Source organism: Streptomyces sp. NPDC014734 (genome assembly GCF_043083325.1).
In the GTDB taxonomy this organism is placed as follows: domain Bacteria; phylum Actinomycetota; class Actinomycetes; order Streptomycetales; family Streptomycetaceae; genus Streptomyces.
In genome coordinates, this window is sequence record NZ_JBIBYN010000038.1 from 24686 (window position 1) to 42113 (window position 17428).

The following is a 17428-nucleotide window of genomic DNA, read 5'->3' on the forward strand; positions in this document are numbered from 1 at the left end:
GATCAGCGCACGCGCCGCACCACGGGTTCCGGGACGATCCGCACCACGCCGTTGAGCAGGTGGTCGATCAGGTCGCGCGAGGGCCGGTCCGTGAGGTTGGACAGAAGCCGGGCCAGGGTGTTGAGCAGGAACGGCGACCCCATGACGTACCGGTTGAGGACCGGCTGGAAACCGGACCTGCTGAAGACGAGATCGGCCGCCGTGTTGCCCAGCCGGTAGTAGCGTCCCCAGCGGCGATTCATCTCGACGGGATAGCCGTGCAGCACCCGCTCCCTCCGGGGCCCGCGGGGAAGCGCGAGTGCGAGCGCGGCGGTTTCCGCCGCTACCTCGCCGGCCTCCATCGCCTGCCCGATGCCCTCGCCGTTCCACGGACTGATCATGCCGCCGGAATCGCCGACGAGCAGGAGCCCGCGGGTGTAGAGCGGATGGCGGTTGAACCCGAGCGGAAGCGCCGCGCTCCGGACGGGACCCTCGGCGTTCTCCTCGCGCAGCCCCCACGCGTGCGGAGTGCGCGCCAGCCACCGGTCCAGGGTCGCGCGCAGATCGGCCTTGCCGTGTCGCCGGTGCGGCAGCGCACCGAGGCCGACGTTGACCCGCCCGTCGCCCATGGGGAAGATCCAGCCGTATCCGGGCAGATAGTGGTCGCCGCCCGGGAAGCGGAGGTCGGCCCACAGCTCCAGGTACTCCTCCTGGGAACGCTCCGGACTGCGGTAGTAGCGGCGGGCGGCGGTCGCGATCTGCCGACGGCTGTCCCGTTGCAGACCCATCGCGAGGGCCAGGCGGGCCGAGGCACCGTCGGCGGCGACGACGAGCGGCGCGCGGAACGTCAGCGGGTCCTTCGAACCGGTCGTGGCGGCGACACCGGTGACCCGGCCGGCCCGGTCGGTCAGCGGCCCGGTCACCTTCACCTCGGTGCGCAGCCGGGCACCGGCGGCCACGGCGTGCCGGGCCAGGATGTCGTCGAAGTCGTGCCGGCTGCGCGTGAGCCCGAAGTCCGGGAAGCGGCCGAGCGCGGGCCAGTCGATGTGCACCCGGTGATGCCCGGCGATCCAGCGCATTCCGCGTGAGCGGATCCACCCCGGCGCCTCGATGTCGACGCCCATCCTGATGAGCTGGTTCACCGCGCGTGGGGTCAGACCGTCCCCGCACACCTTCTCGCGGGGGAAACGGGACTTCTCCAGGAGGAGCACGTCGACACCCGCCCTGGCCAGATGGAAGGCCGCGGCCGAGCCCGCGGGCCCCGCCCCCACCACGATCACCTGGGCCTCCTCGTCCGGCCCGGGAACGGTTCGGTGGCCCGGGCCGGGCCGGTCCGGCATCGTTTCGCTCATCGCAAACCCCTCATCCTGATCCTGGGACGGCCGCCGCCGTCCCGGGGACGGCGGCCCTGGGCCTCATCATCGATCAGGGAGGGCCGTCGCGGAACGGGGCCCGCCGCCGGGCGACCGGCCGACACGGTGTCAACCGCCGTACGGGGAAGCAGTGGAGGTCGCTCCTCCGGGCGGCTACGACTCCAGGTAGCGCAGGACCGCGAGCACCCGTCTGCCGTATCCGGAGGCGCGCGCCAGTCCGAGCCTGCCGAAGACGGAGTTGAGATGCTTCTCGACCGAACTGACCGAGAGGTACAGGTGCTGGGCGATGGCCGGCAGCGCGAGCACGGCGGTGAGCACCAGGCCGGTGCAGGTGGTGCCGTAGCTGTCGTCGCGCGCCCGCCAGGGATTGCGGGACAGCCCTCAGTACGGCAGGGGGCGCCCGGACGGGGTCCGGAGGTCGAGGGGGTGCGGCCTCGACGGAGGCTGCGGACGTCGGACGATCCTGATGCGGCCCACTGCCACCACCTCCACTCGGATACCGTCCCTATGCCCGGCGAACTGCCCTTTCATGCGACGCCGAACACCTCAACCCGGGTTCGGCACAAGGACGTTGTGCGAACGGGCCATCCGCCGGGGCCCTCCGCGACCGGAGCGGACGGGTCCCGGACGGCACGAGGGGCCCCGGAACCGGTACCGGGGGACAGCGGTCCGCACAGGGGCGCATCCGACGGGGAACGGGAAGGCGCCACGTTCCCGCCACCCCGGGGGACAAGGCGCGCACGCGCTCGCTATCCTCCCGCCATGAGCCATGAACATGGCACGGTAGGGGCGTCCCGCGCGGTCCTGCGGAGTTCCGGGTGACCGAAGGCATGGGCTCCGCACCGGACGCCCGTACCGCGGAGGTGTGGCGGGCCTTCGGAACCCGGCTGCGTCAGTGGCGCAGGCGTGCCGGGCTCACCCAGGCCCAGGTCGGCGCCCGTGTCGGCTACGACCACACCGCCATCAGCAAACTGGAGCACGGCACCCGCAAGACGCCGTTGCCGCTCGCCCGTCGGCTGGACGAACTGCTCACCGCCGGGGGAGACCTTCTCGCCGCCTGCGAGGCGGCGGAGTCCGAGGCGCCGGGCGGAGCGAGGGACGGCGGCGGGACCGCGCGTGGCGCCACGCCCCCCGCGCGCACCGTACCCCTGCCCGGGGAACCGGTGGGCGGCGACCTGCTCTCCCTGCTGCCGCCGGACACCGTCGTGCCCACGACACTGCCCACGTACGGGCTGGTGTGCCCGGTCCACGGCCGTGACGGCTGCGCCGTGCCCGCGCTCGCCGATGTCGTCGCGCTGCACGCGGACTTCTGCGAGCTGGGCCCGGCCGCCGTCTCGTGCCCGCCGCTGGACGTCGACACCGTGCACGCGCTGACGGCGCTGCTCGCCGTCTGTCTGCGCGCCGACGAGGAACGGGCCTGGCCCGGGGCGACCGTCGTGGTCGAACGCACGTTGCACGCCATGCTCCGCTGGATGGCGCTGCCCGCCGCACCGTACCAGCGCCAACTCGCCCCGCTGGCCGCCGAGTACGCGCAGTCGGCGGGCTGTCTGCGGCTGTTGTGGGGCCGCAACGCCACGGCGATGGCCTGGCTCGACCGGTCGTTGGTCTGGGCGGACACGGCCGGCCATGTCGGAACGCAGGTGGCCGCGCTCGGCGACATGAGCACCCTGGCGCGGCTGGAGGGCGACGGCCCCTCCGCGCTCTCCTACGGGGGCGCGATCCGGCAGGCCGCCGCGGGACGGCACTGGGCGGGAGCCCTGAGCGATCTGTACCTGGCGCGCGGACACGCGGTACGGGGCGACGCGCGGCAGGCACTGGGTCACATCGAACGTGCCTGGTCGCAGATGGACCGGGCGGGCGAGCGGGACGAGGCGGAGGCGCCCTGGCTGTCCGTGGCCTCCGTGCGCCTGCGGGTGGAGTCCGGCGCCGCGGGCGCGTTGCGGGACCTCGCCGCCGCGACCGGGGACCGACGACTCGCCCTGCGCGCGGTCGCGGCGACCCGCAGCGCGTTGGAACTGCTCCCGCCCGGGATGCACTCGGCACGCACGCTGTTCACGGTGCGGATGGCCGACGCCCACGCCTGCGCCCGGGACCCGCAGGCGGCGGTCGCCATCGCCGGGCCCGTGCTCGACACCACCGAGGTGACCGCCGCGACCCTGCTCGGCAGGGAACTGCGCGGCCTGCACAGCAGGCTGGCCGCCGGACGCGGAGCGGGCCCGGAGGCCGACGAGTTCCTGCGCAGGCTGGAGGCCGCCGTCCGCTGAACGCGAGGGACGGGGCGTGCACGCGCACGCCCCGCCCCGATGGCTCCTTGACGACAGGTCAGCTCGCGTTCAGCGTCACGTCGTCGACGACGAAGCTGGTCTGCAGGTAGGCGTCCTCACTGCTGGTGAACCCGAGGACGACCGTCTGACCGGCGAACGCGCCGACGTCGAAGCTCCTCTGGACGTAGGAGTTCGTCGCGTCCACGTTGGAGTACGTGGCGAGCGTCTTCGTCCCCAGCTTGACGGTGAGCGTGTCGTAGGCCGGGCTCCCCGCCGCCTCGGCGGTGTCGGTGCGCAGGTAGAACGACAGCTTGTACGTCGAGCAGCCCGACGGCACGGTCAGGGACTGCGAGACGGTGTCGGAGTGCGTGGAGCCCCAGCCGCCGAGCCAGGCCATGTACGCGCCACCGTGCGCGGGCTTCTCGGACGTCCGGTTGTTGATCACGCCGTCCGTCTGGGTCCAGGGCGCGACCCCTGCCTCGAAGTCGCCGTTGGCGACGGCCTGACGTGCCTGGCAGGTGCCGCCGCCACCGACGACCAGCGAATACGTGGTGCTGTGGGTGGCGGTACCGGTGCCGGTCACCGTGACGGTGTACGTACCGGCCGCGGTCTGGGCCCCGGCGGAGACGGTCATCGTCGACGACGCCCCCGACTGCACGGAGGCCGGGGCGAACGAGACCGTGACGCCGCTCGGCGCGCCCGAGGCGGTCAGCTGCACCGTCTGGGCGGAACCCGCGGTGGTCGCGGTCGACACGGTCGCGGTGGCCGAGCCGCCCGGCTGGACGTTGCCCGAGACCGGGTTCACCGAGACGGAGAAGTCGTCGCCCGGGGCGGTGCTGCCGACGGAGGTCTTCCACAGCGTGTACGCGATGCCGTCGGCGCTGCGGTCGAGCGCGGTGGCGTTGATGTTGCTGGTGGTGTCGCAGGACGAGTGGTAGCAGGGGTCGTAGGAACGGCCCGCCGTTCCGCCCCACTTGGCGGCCTGCGCCGACGTCTTGGTGTCACTCGCGCCGGTGGCGTAGCCCGAGGTGGGGATGCCGCCCTGCTGGAAGTAGTAGTCGTCGGACCGGCCCTGGCCCTCGACGTTCTCCTCCGGGGCCAGGTTCAGGGAGTCCCAGTACTCCTTCATCGGGGCCGCGGCCGCCGAGTTGACGTTGTTGATGAAGTAACCGGCGTTGGTCGAGGCGATCATGTCGAAGTTGTAGTACGCCTTGATGGCACTGCGCTGGGCGGCGGTGAGCTGCCCGACGTAGTACCTCGAACCCTGCATTCCCTGTTCCTCGCCGTTCCACCAGGCGAAGCGGACGTGCTTGGTCATCGTCGGGTCCGCCTTGGCCAGCGCGAGCGCGTTCTCCAGCAGGACGGCGGTGCCGGAGCCGTTGTCGTTGATGCCGGGACCGGCCGAGACACCGTCCAGGTGGGCGCCGAACATGGTCGTCTGGTCGGACGGGCCGCCCGGCCAGTCGGCGATCAGGTTGTTGCCGCTGTACGTGCAACTGGTGCAGGGCTGCTCGGAGACGGTGTAGCCGGCCGCTTCCAGCTTGCCCTTCACATAGGCGAGCGAGGCGGTGTAACCGGCGCTGCCTGCACGGCGGTTGCCACCGTTCTGCGAGGCGATGGTACTCAGCTGCGCCAGGTGGCCCTGTACGGCTGCGACGTCGATGTCCGGCGCGCCGCCACCCGGGGTGCCGCCGCCGTTGTTCACGGTCAGGGTGTACTGCGCGGTGTGGCTCTGGGTGCCGTCACCCTTCACCGTGAAGGTGTACGAGCCGGGCGCGGCGGCGGACGTCGCGGACACGGTCATCGTCGAGGAGGCCCCGGACTGCACCGAGGCGGGGCTGAAGGACGCGGTGACACCGCCGGGCAGCCCGCTCGCCGACAACTGCACCGTCTGCGCGTTCCCCGAGCTGGTCGTGGTGCGTACCGCGGCCGTCACCGAGTTGCCCGGCTTCACGGAGCCGGACGACGGGTCCAGGGACAGCGTGAAGTCGCCGCCGTTGTTCGTACAGGTCGGGTCACCGCTCTGGGCGGGGATGCTGACGGCGTCCCAGGCCGCCTTGGTGCGGTCGAACAGGGCGCAGCTCGCGTCGAGGCCCTTGGCCGCGGTCAGCGTGGCGGTGCGGTAGCGCTTGTAGGTCATCCCGCTCGTCTTGAGCAGCATGCCGCCGTAGAACACCTTGCCCGCGCTCTGGATGCCGACGCCGGTGACCGCGGAGTTGTTGCACGTCGGGCTGGAGGGCTTGCCGCCGCCCGGGTTGGAGCCCTCGGCCAGCAGGTAGAACCAGTGGTTCAGCGGGCCGGCGGCGGCGTGCTCCTCGGTGTTGGGTATCGAGGCGCTGTAGCAGTTCGGGTCGCCGGTCTGCGACGGGTTGTACATCACCCGGATCGGACCGTTGCCGACCAGGTTGATCTTCTCGCCGACGGTGTAGTCGGGATCGTCGTACGGGGCCGGCTCATTGGTGTACGACTCGGTCAGCGCGCCCATGATGTCGCCGGTGGCCTCGCCGAGACCGGACTCGTGGTTGGCGCCGCCGGGCGTGTACTGATCGATGCCGTGGCCGAACTCGTGGCCCACCACGTCCATCGCGCCGATCCACTGGTTGGCGTTGTTGTGGCCGATGGAGACCGTGGAGCCGTCCCAGTACGCGTTGACGTCGTTCAGGCCGACCTTGACCGGCCAGCTGCGGCCGTTGCCGTCGTGCCCGTTGCGGCCGAGCCAGTCCTTGAGCATGTTCCACTCGTGCTGGGCCGCCCACATGACGTCGACACAGCCGGTCTCCTTGCTGGAGGCGTTGCCGGTGCCCCAGGAGTCGCTCGACTTGGTGAAGACGCCGCCGGTGCTGTAGTCGGCGCAGCTCAGGCCGGGCCGGTTCGGGTCGCGCAGCGAGTAACTGCCGCCCGAGGCGGTGGTGTCGATGGTCAGCGGGTTCGGACCGTTCCACTGGCTGTTGCCGGTACCGGCCTTGACGTCGTCGTAGCTGTCGAGCACCTTGCCGGTGCCCGCGTCGACGAAGACGTGCAGGCGGCTGGGGGCCTTGGCGCTGCGTCCGGTGAGCACGGTCTCCCAGGCCAGGCGCGGGGTCCGGCCCGCCGCGCGCACCACCAGGCGGTGCGATTCCACCCGCTGCACGGTGGTGAGCCGCTTGCGGGAGACGGTCTCGGCCTTCGCGGCGGAGACGGTGGGGGTGGTCGGTACGTTGATCTGCCGGGGGAGGGCCGACTGGGTGCCGCGCACCCGGCCCTGGGAGTCGGCCATCACGACGGCGTCCCCGCCGACGACCGGCAGGCCGCGGTAGGTGCGCTGGTACGCGACCGAGTACATGCCCTTGACCCAGGGGGTCACCATCTGGCGCTCGTAGCGCTCGTCGGGACCCTTCGCCAGGGTGTCGAGGCCACTGGCGGCGGCCCGGTCGGCCGCCGACACCGCGGTCTGGAGCGCGGTCGGTGCGGGCGGGGAGGGTTCGGCGGAAGCCGTCTGGCCACTGGTGACGACCAGCATTCCGGCGAGGACGGCCAGGGTTGTCCCGGCCGTCATCGGTCTGCGTTTCATCGAGGCTCCTTGAGTCGGGGGCCTCGATCACGGGCAGCGGCGGACGGTGACGCCTCCGCTTCGGCAGCCCGCGTCGCCGTCGTCCGTGATCGAGCGACCGAACACTCACATGTCGCCATGACCTCGTCAACGAACTGCGGTGCCCGCCGGGGGACTTGGCAAGTTTGGTCAAGCCCCGGTGGTGGGATCGCACAACCGCCCCGCCCGGGACCCGGCGCGCCCGCCGGCCCGGGCGGCGGGGACCCGGCTCAGTCCTGCTCGTCCTCGCCGTCGTCCCCGCTGTCCCCGTTGTCCGCCCCGGCCCCCGGCCCCGGCGGCGAGGCGGGCCCGGTGTGCGCGGTGGGGCCGGTGTCCGGTGTGCCCGACGTGTCGGAATCCGGGGAGAACAGGTTCATCCCCAGGTACACGGCGGCGAGGAAGGCGACAGTGCCGGCTATGGCGCTCGCCACCCGGGGCCGGCGCCTGATCGCCTCACGGGCCCCGGTGCGTCGCCGGACGGGCGCGGGTGCCGCTCGTCTCCGGTGCCCGCCGGCCTGCGGCAGGCGGTACGTGCCCACGCCCGCGGCCTCCTGCGCCGTGCCGGGTGCCGGAGCGGCGGCCGACGGAGGGACCGGCGGCGGGGCGTAGGGGAGGCCGGGTGCCGCCGGAGCGATCGGCGGGGCGTACATGGGCAGGGGCTCGGGCTGTCCCCGCCACGCGTCGCTCTGGAACCAGTCGGCGACCTGCTGGGCGCTCGGCCGCTCCTCGGGCTGCTTGGCGAGCAGGCCCAGCAGATAGGAGTCGAAGGCCGGGGGCAGGTCGACCCCGCGCTGTCCGAGCGGCACGGGTGCCGTGTCGACATGCTGATAGAGCGTCGCGGTCGCGGTGTCGGAGCGGAACGGCGGTTCCCCCAGCAGCAACTGGTAGATCACGCAGCCGAGGGAGTACATGTCGGACGCCGAGCCGGCCGTGCGGCCCAGCGCCCGTTCCGGGGCGAGATAGAGACTGGTGCCGACGATCTGACCTGTCGTGGTGAGTGCGGCGGAGGGGTCGTCGACGAACTGGGCGATGCCGAAGTCGCCGATCTTCACGGACCCCTCGGCGTCCAGCATCAGGTTCCCGGGCTTGATGTCCCGGTGTACGACGCCCTGCCGGTGAGCGGCCGCCAGCCCGGCGGCCGCCTGGCCGGCGATGCGCGCGACGCGCTCGACGCCGAGCCGTTCCTCGGCCGCGAGCAGACCGCCCAGGCTGGTGCCCTCGACCAGTTCCATCACGAGGAAGAAACGATCTTCCCAGGCTCCGAAGTCGAACACCGCCACCAGATGAGGGTGACTCAGGCGGGCCGCGGTCTGGGCCTCCAGACGGAACCGCGCGGTGGCCGACTCGTCCGCGTGGCCGCCCAGCAGCAGCTTCACGGCCACCGCGCGGCCGAGCACTTCGTCTTCGGCACGCCACACCTCACCCATGCCGCCGCGGCCGATGGGGGACGTCAAGCGGTACCGACCAGCTACCAGCACCTGTGCACCAATCTCGAATTGTGGGCCGCTCCGACTGCCACGGCCGCGACCCGACCGGGATCGGGGCGAGGTGGGGGCGCGCGGCATGATCAGGATATCGGGCCGCCGGAGCGCGTCCGCACGCCGTGCACCCGACACCGGGGTCCGGACGGTCCGCGGGGCCCGGAGAGGGCGTCGGCGCACGGCACCGTACCCGCCGCCGACGGCCCCGCCGCGCGGCGGTTCCGGGCCGGCCGACCCGGTCACGGGCGGGCCTCAGCGCCTCTCGGGCACCCGCGCCGGTGAAGCGGCACCGCCGGAGGCGGGAACGGCACCGCCGGAGGCGGCGGTCCGGCCCACCGATTCGACCAGCGGCAGCAGCCGGTGCGGCACCCGCTCGCGCAACGCCACCTCGGTGCGTGTCCGCACCACGCCGGGCAGCCGGATCAGCCGCTGGATGACATCCTCCAGATGCCCGTTGTCGCGGGCCACCACCCGGGCCAGCAGATCGCCGCCGCCCGTCGTCGAGAACGCCTCGACGATCTCCGGCACCGAGGCGAGCGCCTCGCCGACCTCGTCCAGGTGCCCCTGGGTGACCTCCAGGTGGACGAAGGCCAGCACCGGGTGGCCCAGCGCGGCGGGGGACAGGAACGGCCCCGTACCGGTGATCACCCCGGCACGCTCCAGCCGGTCGATGCGGGCCTGCAGGGTGCCCCGGGCCACGGAGAGAATGCGCGCGTACTCCCGGACGCTGGTGCGCGGCTGTTCGATGAGCAACCGCAGGATGCGGGTGTCGAGGGCGTCCACCGCCATGGCTCCGTCGGCCTCCTCCAGAACGATCCGGTCAGCGACTGTACCAATGCCCCGTCAGGGCCCTTGCCGGACAGGTCGGACAGTCCGCACCCGCCGGGTGGGTCGAACGGGAGCCGTACGGGACGGACGGGTCGGACGGGTCGGACGAGCCGGACGAGCCGGGCGGGCCGGCCCGGGGGCGACGGCCCCGTCATACCTGTAGTCCCCCGGAGCTACGAAGGAGCTTCACCCTCCGGCGGGACGCCGACTACGGGGACGCGTCCCTAGCTTCGGTACCCGATGGCGACCGAGCCGTCCGGTACGGAAGGAAAGACCGTCATGCCGTCCCCTCCACACGGTTCCCGCCTGCGCCGCGGTGTGCTCGCCGTGCTGGTCGCCGCCTCGGTGGCCGTACCCGTCGTGGGAGCCGCGGGTCCCACGGCCGTGCCGGCCCCGGCTCCCGCCGTGAGGGGCCCGCTGCGCACCGCGGAGCCCGCGGCCCTCGCCGGGCGCTATGCCGGGACCCGGGCGGACATCCGGGCCGCCGAGCGGGCCGCCACCGCGCACGGCGACCGCGAACGGGCCGACGCGCTGCGGGCCATGGCGGAACCGGGACGCCGTTTCCTCTCCTTCGACGGCCGCGACGGCGGACGTGGCGCGGAGGTGTTCGGCGACCTGTCGCACGCCGAACGGATCGCCGTGCTGGTCCCCGGCGCGGGCACCGATGTCGACCACTACGGGCGGCTGCGCAACGGTGCCGCCGCGCTCCGCGAGGAACTGGGCGACGGGTCGGCCGTCATCGCCTGGCTCGGCTACCGGACCCCGGCGACGGTGAGCCCGGCCGCGCTGACCTCGGGGCGGGCTTCTGAAGCCGCGCCGGCGTTGCGGCGCTTCGTGGACGAACTGCGTGGGCTGAGGCCCGGGGCCAGGACCAGCCTTCTGTGCCACTCCTACGGTTCCGTCGTCTGCGCCCGGGCCGCGCACGGGCTGCGGGTCGCGGACATCGTGCTGTACGCAAGCCCCGGCACCGGCTACCCAACCGCCGCCGATCTGCGTGCGAGGGCCACCGTCTGGGCCGGCCGCGGCGGCGACGACTGGATCGCCGGTGTACCGCACATGCGGCTCGGACTGCCTTTCGCGGACCTCGGATTCGGCGCCGATCCGGTCGATCCCGCCTTCGGCGCCCGGCACTTCGAGGCGGGCGACGGCGGTCACGGCGACTACCTGACGCCCGGTTCCGTCCCGCTGCGCAATATCGCCCGGATCGTGACCGGAACGGGTCCGTCCGTGACACCTCCGGGAGGGCGCCGTGCGTGATCTCGTCCGGCGGATCGACTCCGCCACCCCCGCCGACCGCGACCGTGCCGTCGACGCCCTGCGCGCCCTCGCCATCGCCGGAGTGGTCCTCGGCCATTGGCTGGTTACCGCGTTGGTCTCTGACAGCGGCACCCTGCACGGCGCCAGCCCGTTGCGCCATATGCCACAATTCGCCCCGGTCTCCTGGGTGTTCCAGACCCTCGCCGTCTTCTTCCTGGTCGGTGGGCACGTCGGCGCGAAGAGCTGTGCCGCTGCCCGGACCCGCGGGGACGGCTACGGCCAGTGGCTGCGCGCGCGGCTGCTCCGGCTGCTGCGGCCGATGGCCGTCGTGCTGCTCGTGTGGGCCGTGGTGACGGGAGCGACGCTCGCCCTGGGCGCGGACCAGGACACCGTGCGCACGCTGTGCGGACTCGTGTGGTCCCCGCTCTGGTTCGTGGCGGTGTTCGCGGCCCTTACCGCGGCGACGCCCCTGGTGGTCAGGCTGCATCCGCTGTGGCCGTTCGCCGTCGTGCTGATCGTGGACGTCCACCGGTTCGGCCTCGACCGGCCCGCGGGCCTCGCCTGGGTCAACGTACCGGCGGCCTGGCTGGTTCCGTACTGCCTGGGGGCGGCCTGGGCCCGGGGGGAACTGTGCGGGCGCAGGACCGGATGGACCCTGCTGCTCGGCGGCGCGGCCGCCACCACCGGACTGGTCCTGTGGGCCGGTTACCCCGCCACCATGGTCGGAGTGCCCGGCGAGAAGATCTCGAACCTCGACCCGCCGACCCTCGTCGCGGTCGTCTTCGGCCTCGCCCAGTGCGGGGCGGCCCTGCTGCTCCTCGCCCCGTTGCGCCGTCTGCTGCGCCGGCCGGCGCTCTGGGCGCTGGTGGCGATGACGAACCTCTCCGCGATGACCATATTCCTGTGGCATCAGACCGCGATGATCGCGGTCACGGCGACCGGCCTGCTGCTGGGCGGGCCCCTGCCCGGCCTGCACACCGCCCCCGACACCCCGGGCTGGATACTCGCGCGCCTGGCCTGGCTGCCCGCGTTCGCCGGGGCCCTGCTGATCTGCTGGGCGGCGTTCCGCGGATACGAGCAGCGGCGGCCGCGGCACGGGAGCGTCGTCGTGCGGAAGAACGGGTCCGGCCTGCCGACGACCCGACGCACGGGGAAAGCGCCTTGAGAGCCGTCCCGCAACGACCGGCCACCGTACGTCCGGGCCCACGGTCCGCGTCACCAACACCGCACCGGAGCCGGCCACGATCTGCACGGCATGCGCGAGCGCGTCGCGATGCCGGGTGGCGAGTCCGTCACCGGGGCCACGCCCGACGGCGGGTACGCGGTGACGGCGGCACTTCTGGCGCGGCCCCCCGTCGGACCGTCGGGCCAGCCCCCGGACGCGCGATGACGCCCTGTCCTCGCGCGCCGGGGCGGCACATGTCCGGACGGCCGGGTGACCCGGACAACGGGATCCGGTCCGTTGGCCCACCCATGGCACGACGCGGCGCTCACCGACTGGGCCAATGGCTCACCCATCCAGCCCTCGGTTGAGCCACGGGCCGCACGGATGCTGTGATGTACCCCGTCGATGGCGCTGCGGATCTCCGCGGCGCCTTTTTCATGCCGGGGTGCGGGACCGGTGCGTGAACGGGAGCATGCGGTGCTGAAGAGGATGTTCGTTTCCCCGGATCCGGGACGGCTGCGGCTGCGCAGCGGTCTGCGGGCCGTCCTCGGCATCGGCCTGGCCGTCACCGTGTGCGGCCTGGCGGGCCATTCGCTCGTCGCGGCGATCACCGGCGGGCTCGCCGCCCTGCTCGCCCTGTTCACGGTGCTGGACCCCACGGTGCGGGGCCAGGCGGTCACCACGGCGCTGCTGCCCGTCGCCGGCTTCCCCGTGCTCGCTCTCGCCGCGGTGCTGCACGACCGTCCGGCGGCGCGGAGCGCGGTGTTCCTCGCCGTCGTGGGCCTCGGGGTGTACGCGCGACGGTGGGGACCACGAGGCCATGCGCTGGGCGTCTTCGCGTTCATGGCCTTTTTCACCACCCAGTTCCTCCACACGGTGCCGGCTCAACTCCCCGAGCTGTACTCGGCCGTGGCCCTCTCCCTGCTCGCCTCGTCGACCGTCCGCTTCGGCCTGTGGTGCTACGAGCGACGGCGCCCGGTTCCCGTCGTCCCCGCCCCGGCGTCCGGCAGGGGACTGGCCCGGGTGACCACACGGCAGGCGATCCAGGCCACGGCCGGCGGCGCCGTCGCGCTCGCGGCGGGACTGATCCTCTCCGACCAGCGCTGGTACTGGGCGGTGGGCGCCACCTGGTGGGTCTTCGTCAACACCGCCTCGCGCGGCGAGACACTGGTGCGCGGCTTCCGCAGGGTCCTCGGCACACTGATCGGCGTCCCCGTCGGACTGACCCTCGTCGTGCCCCTGCACGGAGCGGCGGTGCCGAGCGCGGTCCTCGTCGCGCTCGGCGTCTTCGGGATCTTCTACACCGCCGCGGTCTCGTACACCTGGATGATGTTCTCCGTGACCGTGATGGCCGGAGCGCTCTACGGGCTGCTCGGAGTGCTCGACCCGGCCCTGCTCCTGCTGCGGCTCACGGAGACCGCGGCCGGAGCGCTCGGTGCCGCGCTCGCGGTGCTCCTCGTGCTCCCGGTCACCACCCACGCCACGACCGACGCGTGGATCCAACGGGCCCTGCGCTGCGTGCACGCCTGCACCGCCGAGGCGACGGCCCGCCTCGCGGGCTCGTCGAACGCCGACCCCGCGCCCCGCATCGCCGAACTGGAGGCGCTCCTCGGCCGGGTCCGGATGTCGCTCGCGCCGCTGGTGCATCCGCTGAGCCCGCTGCGCGCCCGCAGGGCCAGGGCCGACCAGGTACTCGCCCTCCTGGACGCGTGCGCGAAGGAGGTGCGCGGACTGGCCTCCGTCGCCGCGGACCCGGAGGCGTCCCACGACGCCCGCCTCGCCACCGCGTGCCGACGCGTCGAGGCGTCCGTGGAGGCACTCACCGCCCCGGATCCGGAACGGCGGGCGGACGTACCGGGCATCCCGCCGCAGAGTGCCGCGACGGAGCCCGCGCTCGCCCATCTCCACGGCCTGGAACGGGCCCTGGCCGAACTCGCCGCGCCGCTGCGCAGCGCACCGCGGGCCCCGCTGATCGGCGCCTGAGAGCCTGTCGGACGACCTCGGACCGGATGGCGGACGCGGTCCGGTGCGTGCGGTTCCCGGGCGGGGGAGGGAGCCGACGCGGGGCGTCGGCGACCGGCGCCGGCGCGGGAGGCGTGCGTGCCGGTGCGCGACCGCCCGGTCGCAGCTCACCCGACAGGCTCCGGGACGGTCCGGTCTCCGCCCCCGATGCCCCGAAGCTCTGGTCCAGACCTGGACCGGCCGACTGCTACCGTCGCCCCCAGCAGGACCGCGACGGAACGCGGGATCGTGATCGGTCGGCGGAGGGCCGGAGAGGGGCAGTGCGGTGACACACGGTGCGACGGGCCGGGAAGACGGCGCGGGGCGGGCATACATCGGGTCGTTCACCTCGGCGGGCGGGTGGGGAATCACCGCCGCCGCCGTGGACGGGGAGACCGGGGAGCTCTCCGTCCTCGGTACGACGGACGTCGTGCCCGACCCCTCGTACCTCGTTCTGGGGGACGGACCGGAGCCGGGCGGAAAGGTGCTCTACGCGGTCAGCGAGACCGAGCGCGGCGCCGCCGCGGCCCTCGACGTCACCGGAGACGTGCCGCGGCCGATCGGCGAGATCCGGCCCGTGGACGGCGCGGCGCCGACCCACCTCGCGCGGACGGGAGGCCACCTGCTCACCGCCAACTACGGTTCCGGCAGCGTCAGCGTCCTGTCCGTGCTGCCGGACGGTTCGGTCGGTCCCGTCGGCTCCGTCCTCGCGCACGAGGGAAGCGGCCCGGTCTCCGACCGCCAGCGCGCCCCGCACGCGCACCAGGTACTGTCCGACCCCTCGGGCACCTGGGTGCTCAGCGTGGACCTCGGGACCGACTCCGTGAGGATCTGCGCGCTCGACGGTGCCACCGGGGCGCTGCGCCTGCACGGCGAGACGTCCCTGCGACCGGGCACCGGCCCTCGCCATCTGGCCTTCCACCCGGCGGGCGGCCATGTCTACGTGCTGAACGAGCTCGAACCGACCGTCACCGTGTGCCGGTGGGACGCCGACGCGGGAATCCTGGAGCCCCTCGACGAGGTGTCCGTGCTGCCCGAGGGGACGGAGGCCGGGGAGGGCACGGTGACCTACCCGTCCGAAGTGGTCGTCTCGCACGACGGCCGCTTCCTCTGGACCGCGAACCGGGGGCACGACAGCATCTGCGTCCTGGCCCTCGACGCGACCGGCGGGAAGGCGACCCCGGTCACGACGGTGGACTGCGGCGGGCACTGGCCGCGCGATCTCGTGCTCGACCCCACCGGGCGGTGGCTCTACGCGGCCAACGAGCGTTCCGGGGACGTCAGCTGGTTCGCCGTCGACCCGGCGACCGGAGTTCCGCGCCGAGCCGGTTCGCTGACCGTTCCCGCCGCGTCCTGCGTGGTCTTCGCCTGACGGCCCGTCGCTTCCCGCACATCGCGTGAACGCCGGACGGCCCCGGTTCCCCCGGGGCCGTCCGGCGTTCACGCGACCGGTGGCCGGGCCCGCCCGGCCACCGGTTCAGTGCGCCTGAGCACCCTGCGGCACGGCCGGTGTGATGCCGAGCGCCGTCATGTACATCGACAGCACGAGCTTGCCGATCGCCGGATACGCGCCGAGCGGCTCGGCCGCGGAGCACCCCGCCTCCTTCGCCGCGGCGTCGAGCAGCCCCTCCGGCACCTCGGGGCCGACGAGGTACGGGGCGAGGGCGAGCTGCGCCGACCCGGATCCCGTCAGCTGCTCGGCCACCGAGGCGACGGAGCCGTCCACGTCCAGCGCCGCCGCCATCACCGGAACCGCCAGCCGGGCGGCGAGCAGCATGCCGGTGATCCCGGCCGCCTGCACGGCTTCCTCGCCACCCACGGTGGCCAGCACGATGCCGTCGGCGGCGGTCGCCACGGTGAAGAGCCGGGCACGGTCGGCGCGGGCCAGACCGGCCTCGGAGAGGCGGACGTGGAGCGCCTCGGCGAGCAGCGGATGGGGGCCGAGCACATCTGTCAGCTCCACCTGCGTACCGCTGTCCATCACGGCCTGTCGTATCCGCCGGATCAGGGCGTTGTCCGGCCCCGCGAGCAGGGGCACCACGACGGCGGACGGACCCTCGGGCTCGGCGACCTCACGGCCCGCGGCCCGCGCCTGCTCGTAGCGCGCCACCCGCTCCGCTGCGTTGTGGGCGAGCACGGCCGAGAGCGTGGGGAACTCGGCGTCGTCGCCGTCGATGTAACCGATCCGGGCGTTCAGCCCGGGCAGCTCGGAACGGGCGATGCTGATGATGTCCTCGGCCAGGCTGTGCGTGGCCGGGGCAGGGGTACCGGGAACGGCGAGAACGAGCGCGGCGGCGCCCTCGGGTGCGACCACGGGCTCCGGGCGGCGGTGCCGTCCGGACTGGCGAGGTCGCGGCATTCGTACAGGCAGGCCGGAAGCGGGCCCAGTGGGGGTGCTCATGGCGCCGCATGCTACTGGTTTTGGGTGCCTCTCCGTTCGGGGAGGGCCCAGTCGGGCGTCATCTGTCCGCTTTTATCCGATGAGAGGCTTACCGGCTGACTATTCCGATCTGTCGATTCCTGTCCGAGGCCGCTGTTCAGGCCCGTCGCCCGGTACGCACAGCAGTGCCGGATGACGGGGCAACCGCAGGTCCCCCTTGGCCAACGCCCGCGCGATGGACAGCGCGCCGTCCAGCGGATCACCCGAACCGGGGACCGCTCGTGCCTGCGGGACCTGCCGGGACAACTCCTCGCGCAGGGGGACGAGCAGCGGATCGCCCATCCGGAACAGGCCCCCCGTCAGGGCCACTTCGCAGGGATCGCCGTCGGTTCCCGCCTTCGGGCACACGGCCGCGGCCGCCGCCGCGATGTGCCCGGCGGCTTCTCGCAGAATGCCCGCGGCGACCGGATCGTGCCCGGCGCACGCCCCGACCTCGGGTGCGAACGAGGCAAGTACGGCAGGCCGGTCGGTACGCGGATACAGGAGCCCGGGCAGCTCCGGCGCGGGCCCGAACACCGCCTCCAGCCGGGCCAGCAGGGCGGGGGACCCGCCGCGCCGGCCGTCATGGGCACGCATGGCCGCGTCGAGACCGGCCCGCCCGATCCAGGCGCCGCCTCCGCAGTCGCCCAGCAGATGCCCCCAGCCGTCGGCCCGGCGCCAGTCCGTCAGATCCGTACCCAGCGCGATCATGCCCGTGCCGCCCGCCACGACCGCGCCCGGCCGCTGTCCCACCGCGCCGGCGTACGCGGTCACCGCGTCGGCGGCGAGGGCCGACCGCCGCACCCCGAGCTCCCGTTCCAGGGCGGCGGGCAGTTCGGCGCGCAACTGCCCGCCGAGCGTGGCCATCCCGGCGGCACCGATCGCGACCGAGACGATCCCGGGTCCTGCCCCGGCGCCGTGCCGCTCCAGCATGCGGCGGGCGGCGGGCAGCAGTTGTTCCAGCAGGTGTCCGGCGTCGATCCCGGCCGGACCGGTTCGCACCGGCCGGTCGCAGACCGTCGTCTCCACAGCGCCGTCCGCCTCCACGGTGCCCAGTGCCACGCGCAGCCCGGAGCCCCCCGAGTCCACCCCG

12 protein-coding genes are annotated in these 17428 nt (G+C 73.5%); 5 read left to right on the forward strand and 7 right to left on the reverse strand.

Annotated elements, in window-relative coordinates; all coding sequences use genetic code 11:
• Positions 1-2 precede the first annotated feature (2 nt).
• Together ACF1CT_RS35785 and ACF1CT_RS35790 are read right to left on the reverse strand one after the other, a co-directional pair.
• On the reverse strand, positions 3-1319 hold the full coding sequence (locus ACF1CT_RS35785) for a geranylgeranyl reductase family protein (protein ID WP_391788232.1): 1317 nt from the start codon (positions 1317-1319) through the stop codon (positions 3-5).
• A 186-nt stretch (positions 1320-1505) separates the two neighbouring features.
• Positions 1506-1670, reverse strand: coding sequence for a hypothetical protein (locus ACF1CT_RS35790; RefSeq protein WP_391788198.1), 165 nt, complete (start codon positions 1668-1670; stop codon positions 1506-1508).
• A 500-nt stretch (positions 1671-2170) separates the two neighbouring features.
• Between ACF1CT_RS35790 and ACF1CT_RS35795 the strand changes: the two genes are divergently transcribed.
• A complete protein-coding gene (locus tag ACF1CT_RS35795; RefSeq protein ID WP_391788199.1) occupies positions 2171-3616 on the forward strand; it encodes a helix-turn-helix domain-containing protein in 1446 nt (481 codons plus the stop codon).
• Positions 3617-3674: 58 nt separating this feature from the next.
• On the opposite strand, the gene ACF1CT_RS35800 is transcribed toward ACF1CT_RS35795, so the two are convergent.
• From ACF1CT_RS35800 to ACF1CT_RS35810, 3 genes are all read right to left on the reverse strand, one after another.
• Positions 3675-7151, reverse strand: a complete 3477-nt coding sequence (locus ACF1CT_RS35800) for a M28 family peptidase (RefSeq protein ID WP_391788233.1) — start codon at positions 7149-7151, stop codon at positions 3675-3677.
• Positions 7152-7414: 263 nt separating this feature from the next.
• On the reverse strand, positions 7415-8611 hold the full coding sequence (locus tag ACF1CT_RS35805; RefSeq protein ID WP_391788234.1) for a serine/threonine-protein kinase: 1197 nt from the start codon (positions 8609-8611) through the stop codon (positions 7415-7417).
• Positions 8612-8917: 306 nt separating this feature from the next.
• Complete coding sequence (locus tag ACF1CT_RS35810) at positions 8918-9454, reverse strand: Lrp/AsnC family transcriptional regulator (protein ID WP_391788200.1); 537 nt, start codon at positions 9452-9454, stop codon at positions 8918-8920.
• A gap of 318 nt (positions 9455-9772) precedes the next feature.
• On the opposite strand from ACF1CT_RS35810, the gene ACF1CT_RS35815 reads away from it, so the two are divergent.
• From ACF1CT_RS35815 to ACF1CT_RS35830, 4 genes are all read left to right on the forward strand, one after another.
• Positions 9773-10750 carry an alpha/beta hydrolase gene (locus ACF1CT_RS35815; RefSeq protein ID WP_391788201.1) on the forward strand — a complete coding sequence of 326 codons (978 nt, stop codon included), beginning with the start codon at positions 9773-9775 and terminating at the stop codon, positions 10748-10750.
• Entirely contained in the window at positions 10743-11915 is a 1173-nt protein-coding gene (locus tag ACF1CT_RS35820; RefSeq protein WP_391788202.1) for an acyltransferase, read from the forward strand. The genes ACF1CT_RS35815 and ACF1CT_RS35820 overlap by 8 nt, the downstream gene beginning before the upstream one ends.
• A 477-nt stretch (positions 11916-12392) precedes the next feature.
• Positions 12393-13898 (forward strand): FUSC family protein, encoded by a 1506-nt coding sequence (locus tag ACF1CT_RS35825; protein ID WP_391788203.1) that lies wholly within the window; start codon positions 12393-12395, stop codon positions 13896-13898.
• Between the two features lie 304 nt (positions 13899-14202).
• Entirely contained in the window at positions 14203-15288 is a 1086-nt protein-coding gene (locus ACF1CT_RS35830; protein WP_391788204.1) for a lactonase family protein, read from the forward strand.
• A 105-nt stretch (positions 15289-15393) separates the two neighbouring features.
• Here the strand turns inward: ACF1CT_RS35830 and ACF1CT_RS35835 are convergent, their stop codons facing one another.
• Together ACF1CT_RS35835 and ACF1CT_RS35840 are read right to left on the reverse strand one after the other, a co-directional pair.
• Positions 15394-16317, reverse strand: a complete 924-nt coding sequence (locus ACF1CT_RS35835) for a sirohydrochlorin chelatase (RefSeq protein ID WP_391788205.1) — start codon at positions 16315-16317, stop codon at positions 15394-15396.
• Positions 16318-16416: 99 nt separating this feature from the next.
• A complete protein-coding gene (locus ACF1CT_RS35840) occupies positions 16417-17424 on the reverse strand; it encodes an N-acetylglucosamine kinase (protein ID WP_391788235.1) in 1008 nt (335 codons plus the stop codon).
• Positions 17425-17428: the final 4 nt, after the last annotated feature.

Coding starts and splice junctions, on each gene's coding strand:
- ACF1CT_RS35785 (WP_391788232.1), bottom strand. CDS start 1,319: ATGCCGGACCGGCCCGGCCCGGGCCACCGAACCGTTCCCGGGCCGGAC.
- ACF1CT_RS35805 (WP_391788234.1), bottom strand. CDS start 8,611: ATGGGTGAGGTGTGGCGTGCCGAAGACGAAGTGCTCGGCCGCGCGGTG.
- ACF1CT_RS35835 (WP_391788205.1), bottom strand. CDS start 16,317: ATGAGCACCCCCACTGGGCCCGCTTCCGGCCTGCCTGTACGAATGCCG.
- ACF1CT_RS35800 (WP_391788233.1), bottom strand. CDS start 7,151: ATGACGGCCGGGACAACCCTGGCCGTCCTCGCCGGAATGCTGGTCGTC.
- ACF1CT_RS35815 (WP_391788201.1), top strand. CDS start 9,773: ATGCCGTCCCCTCCACACGGTTCCCGCCTGCGCCGCGGTGTGCTCGCC.
- ACF1CT_RS35810 (WP_391788200.1), bottom strand. CDS start 9,454: ATGGCGGTGGACGCCCTCGACACCCGCATCCTGCGGTTGCTCATCGAA.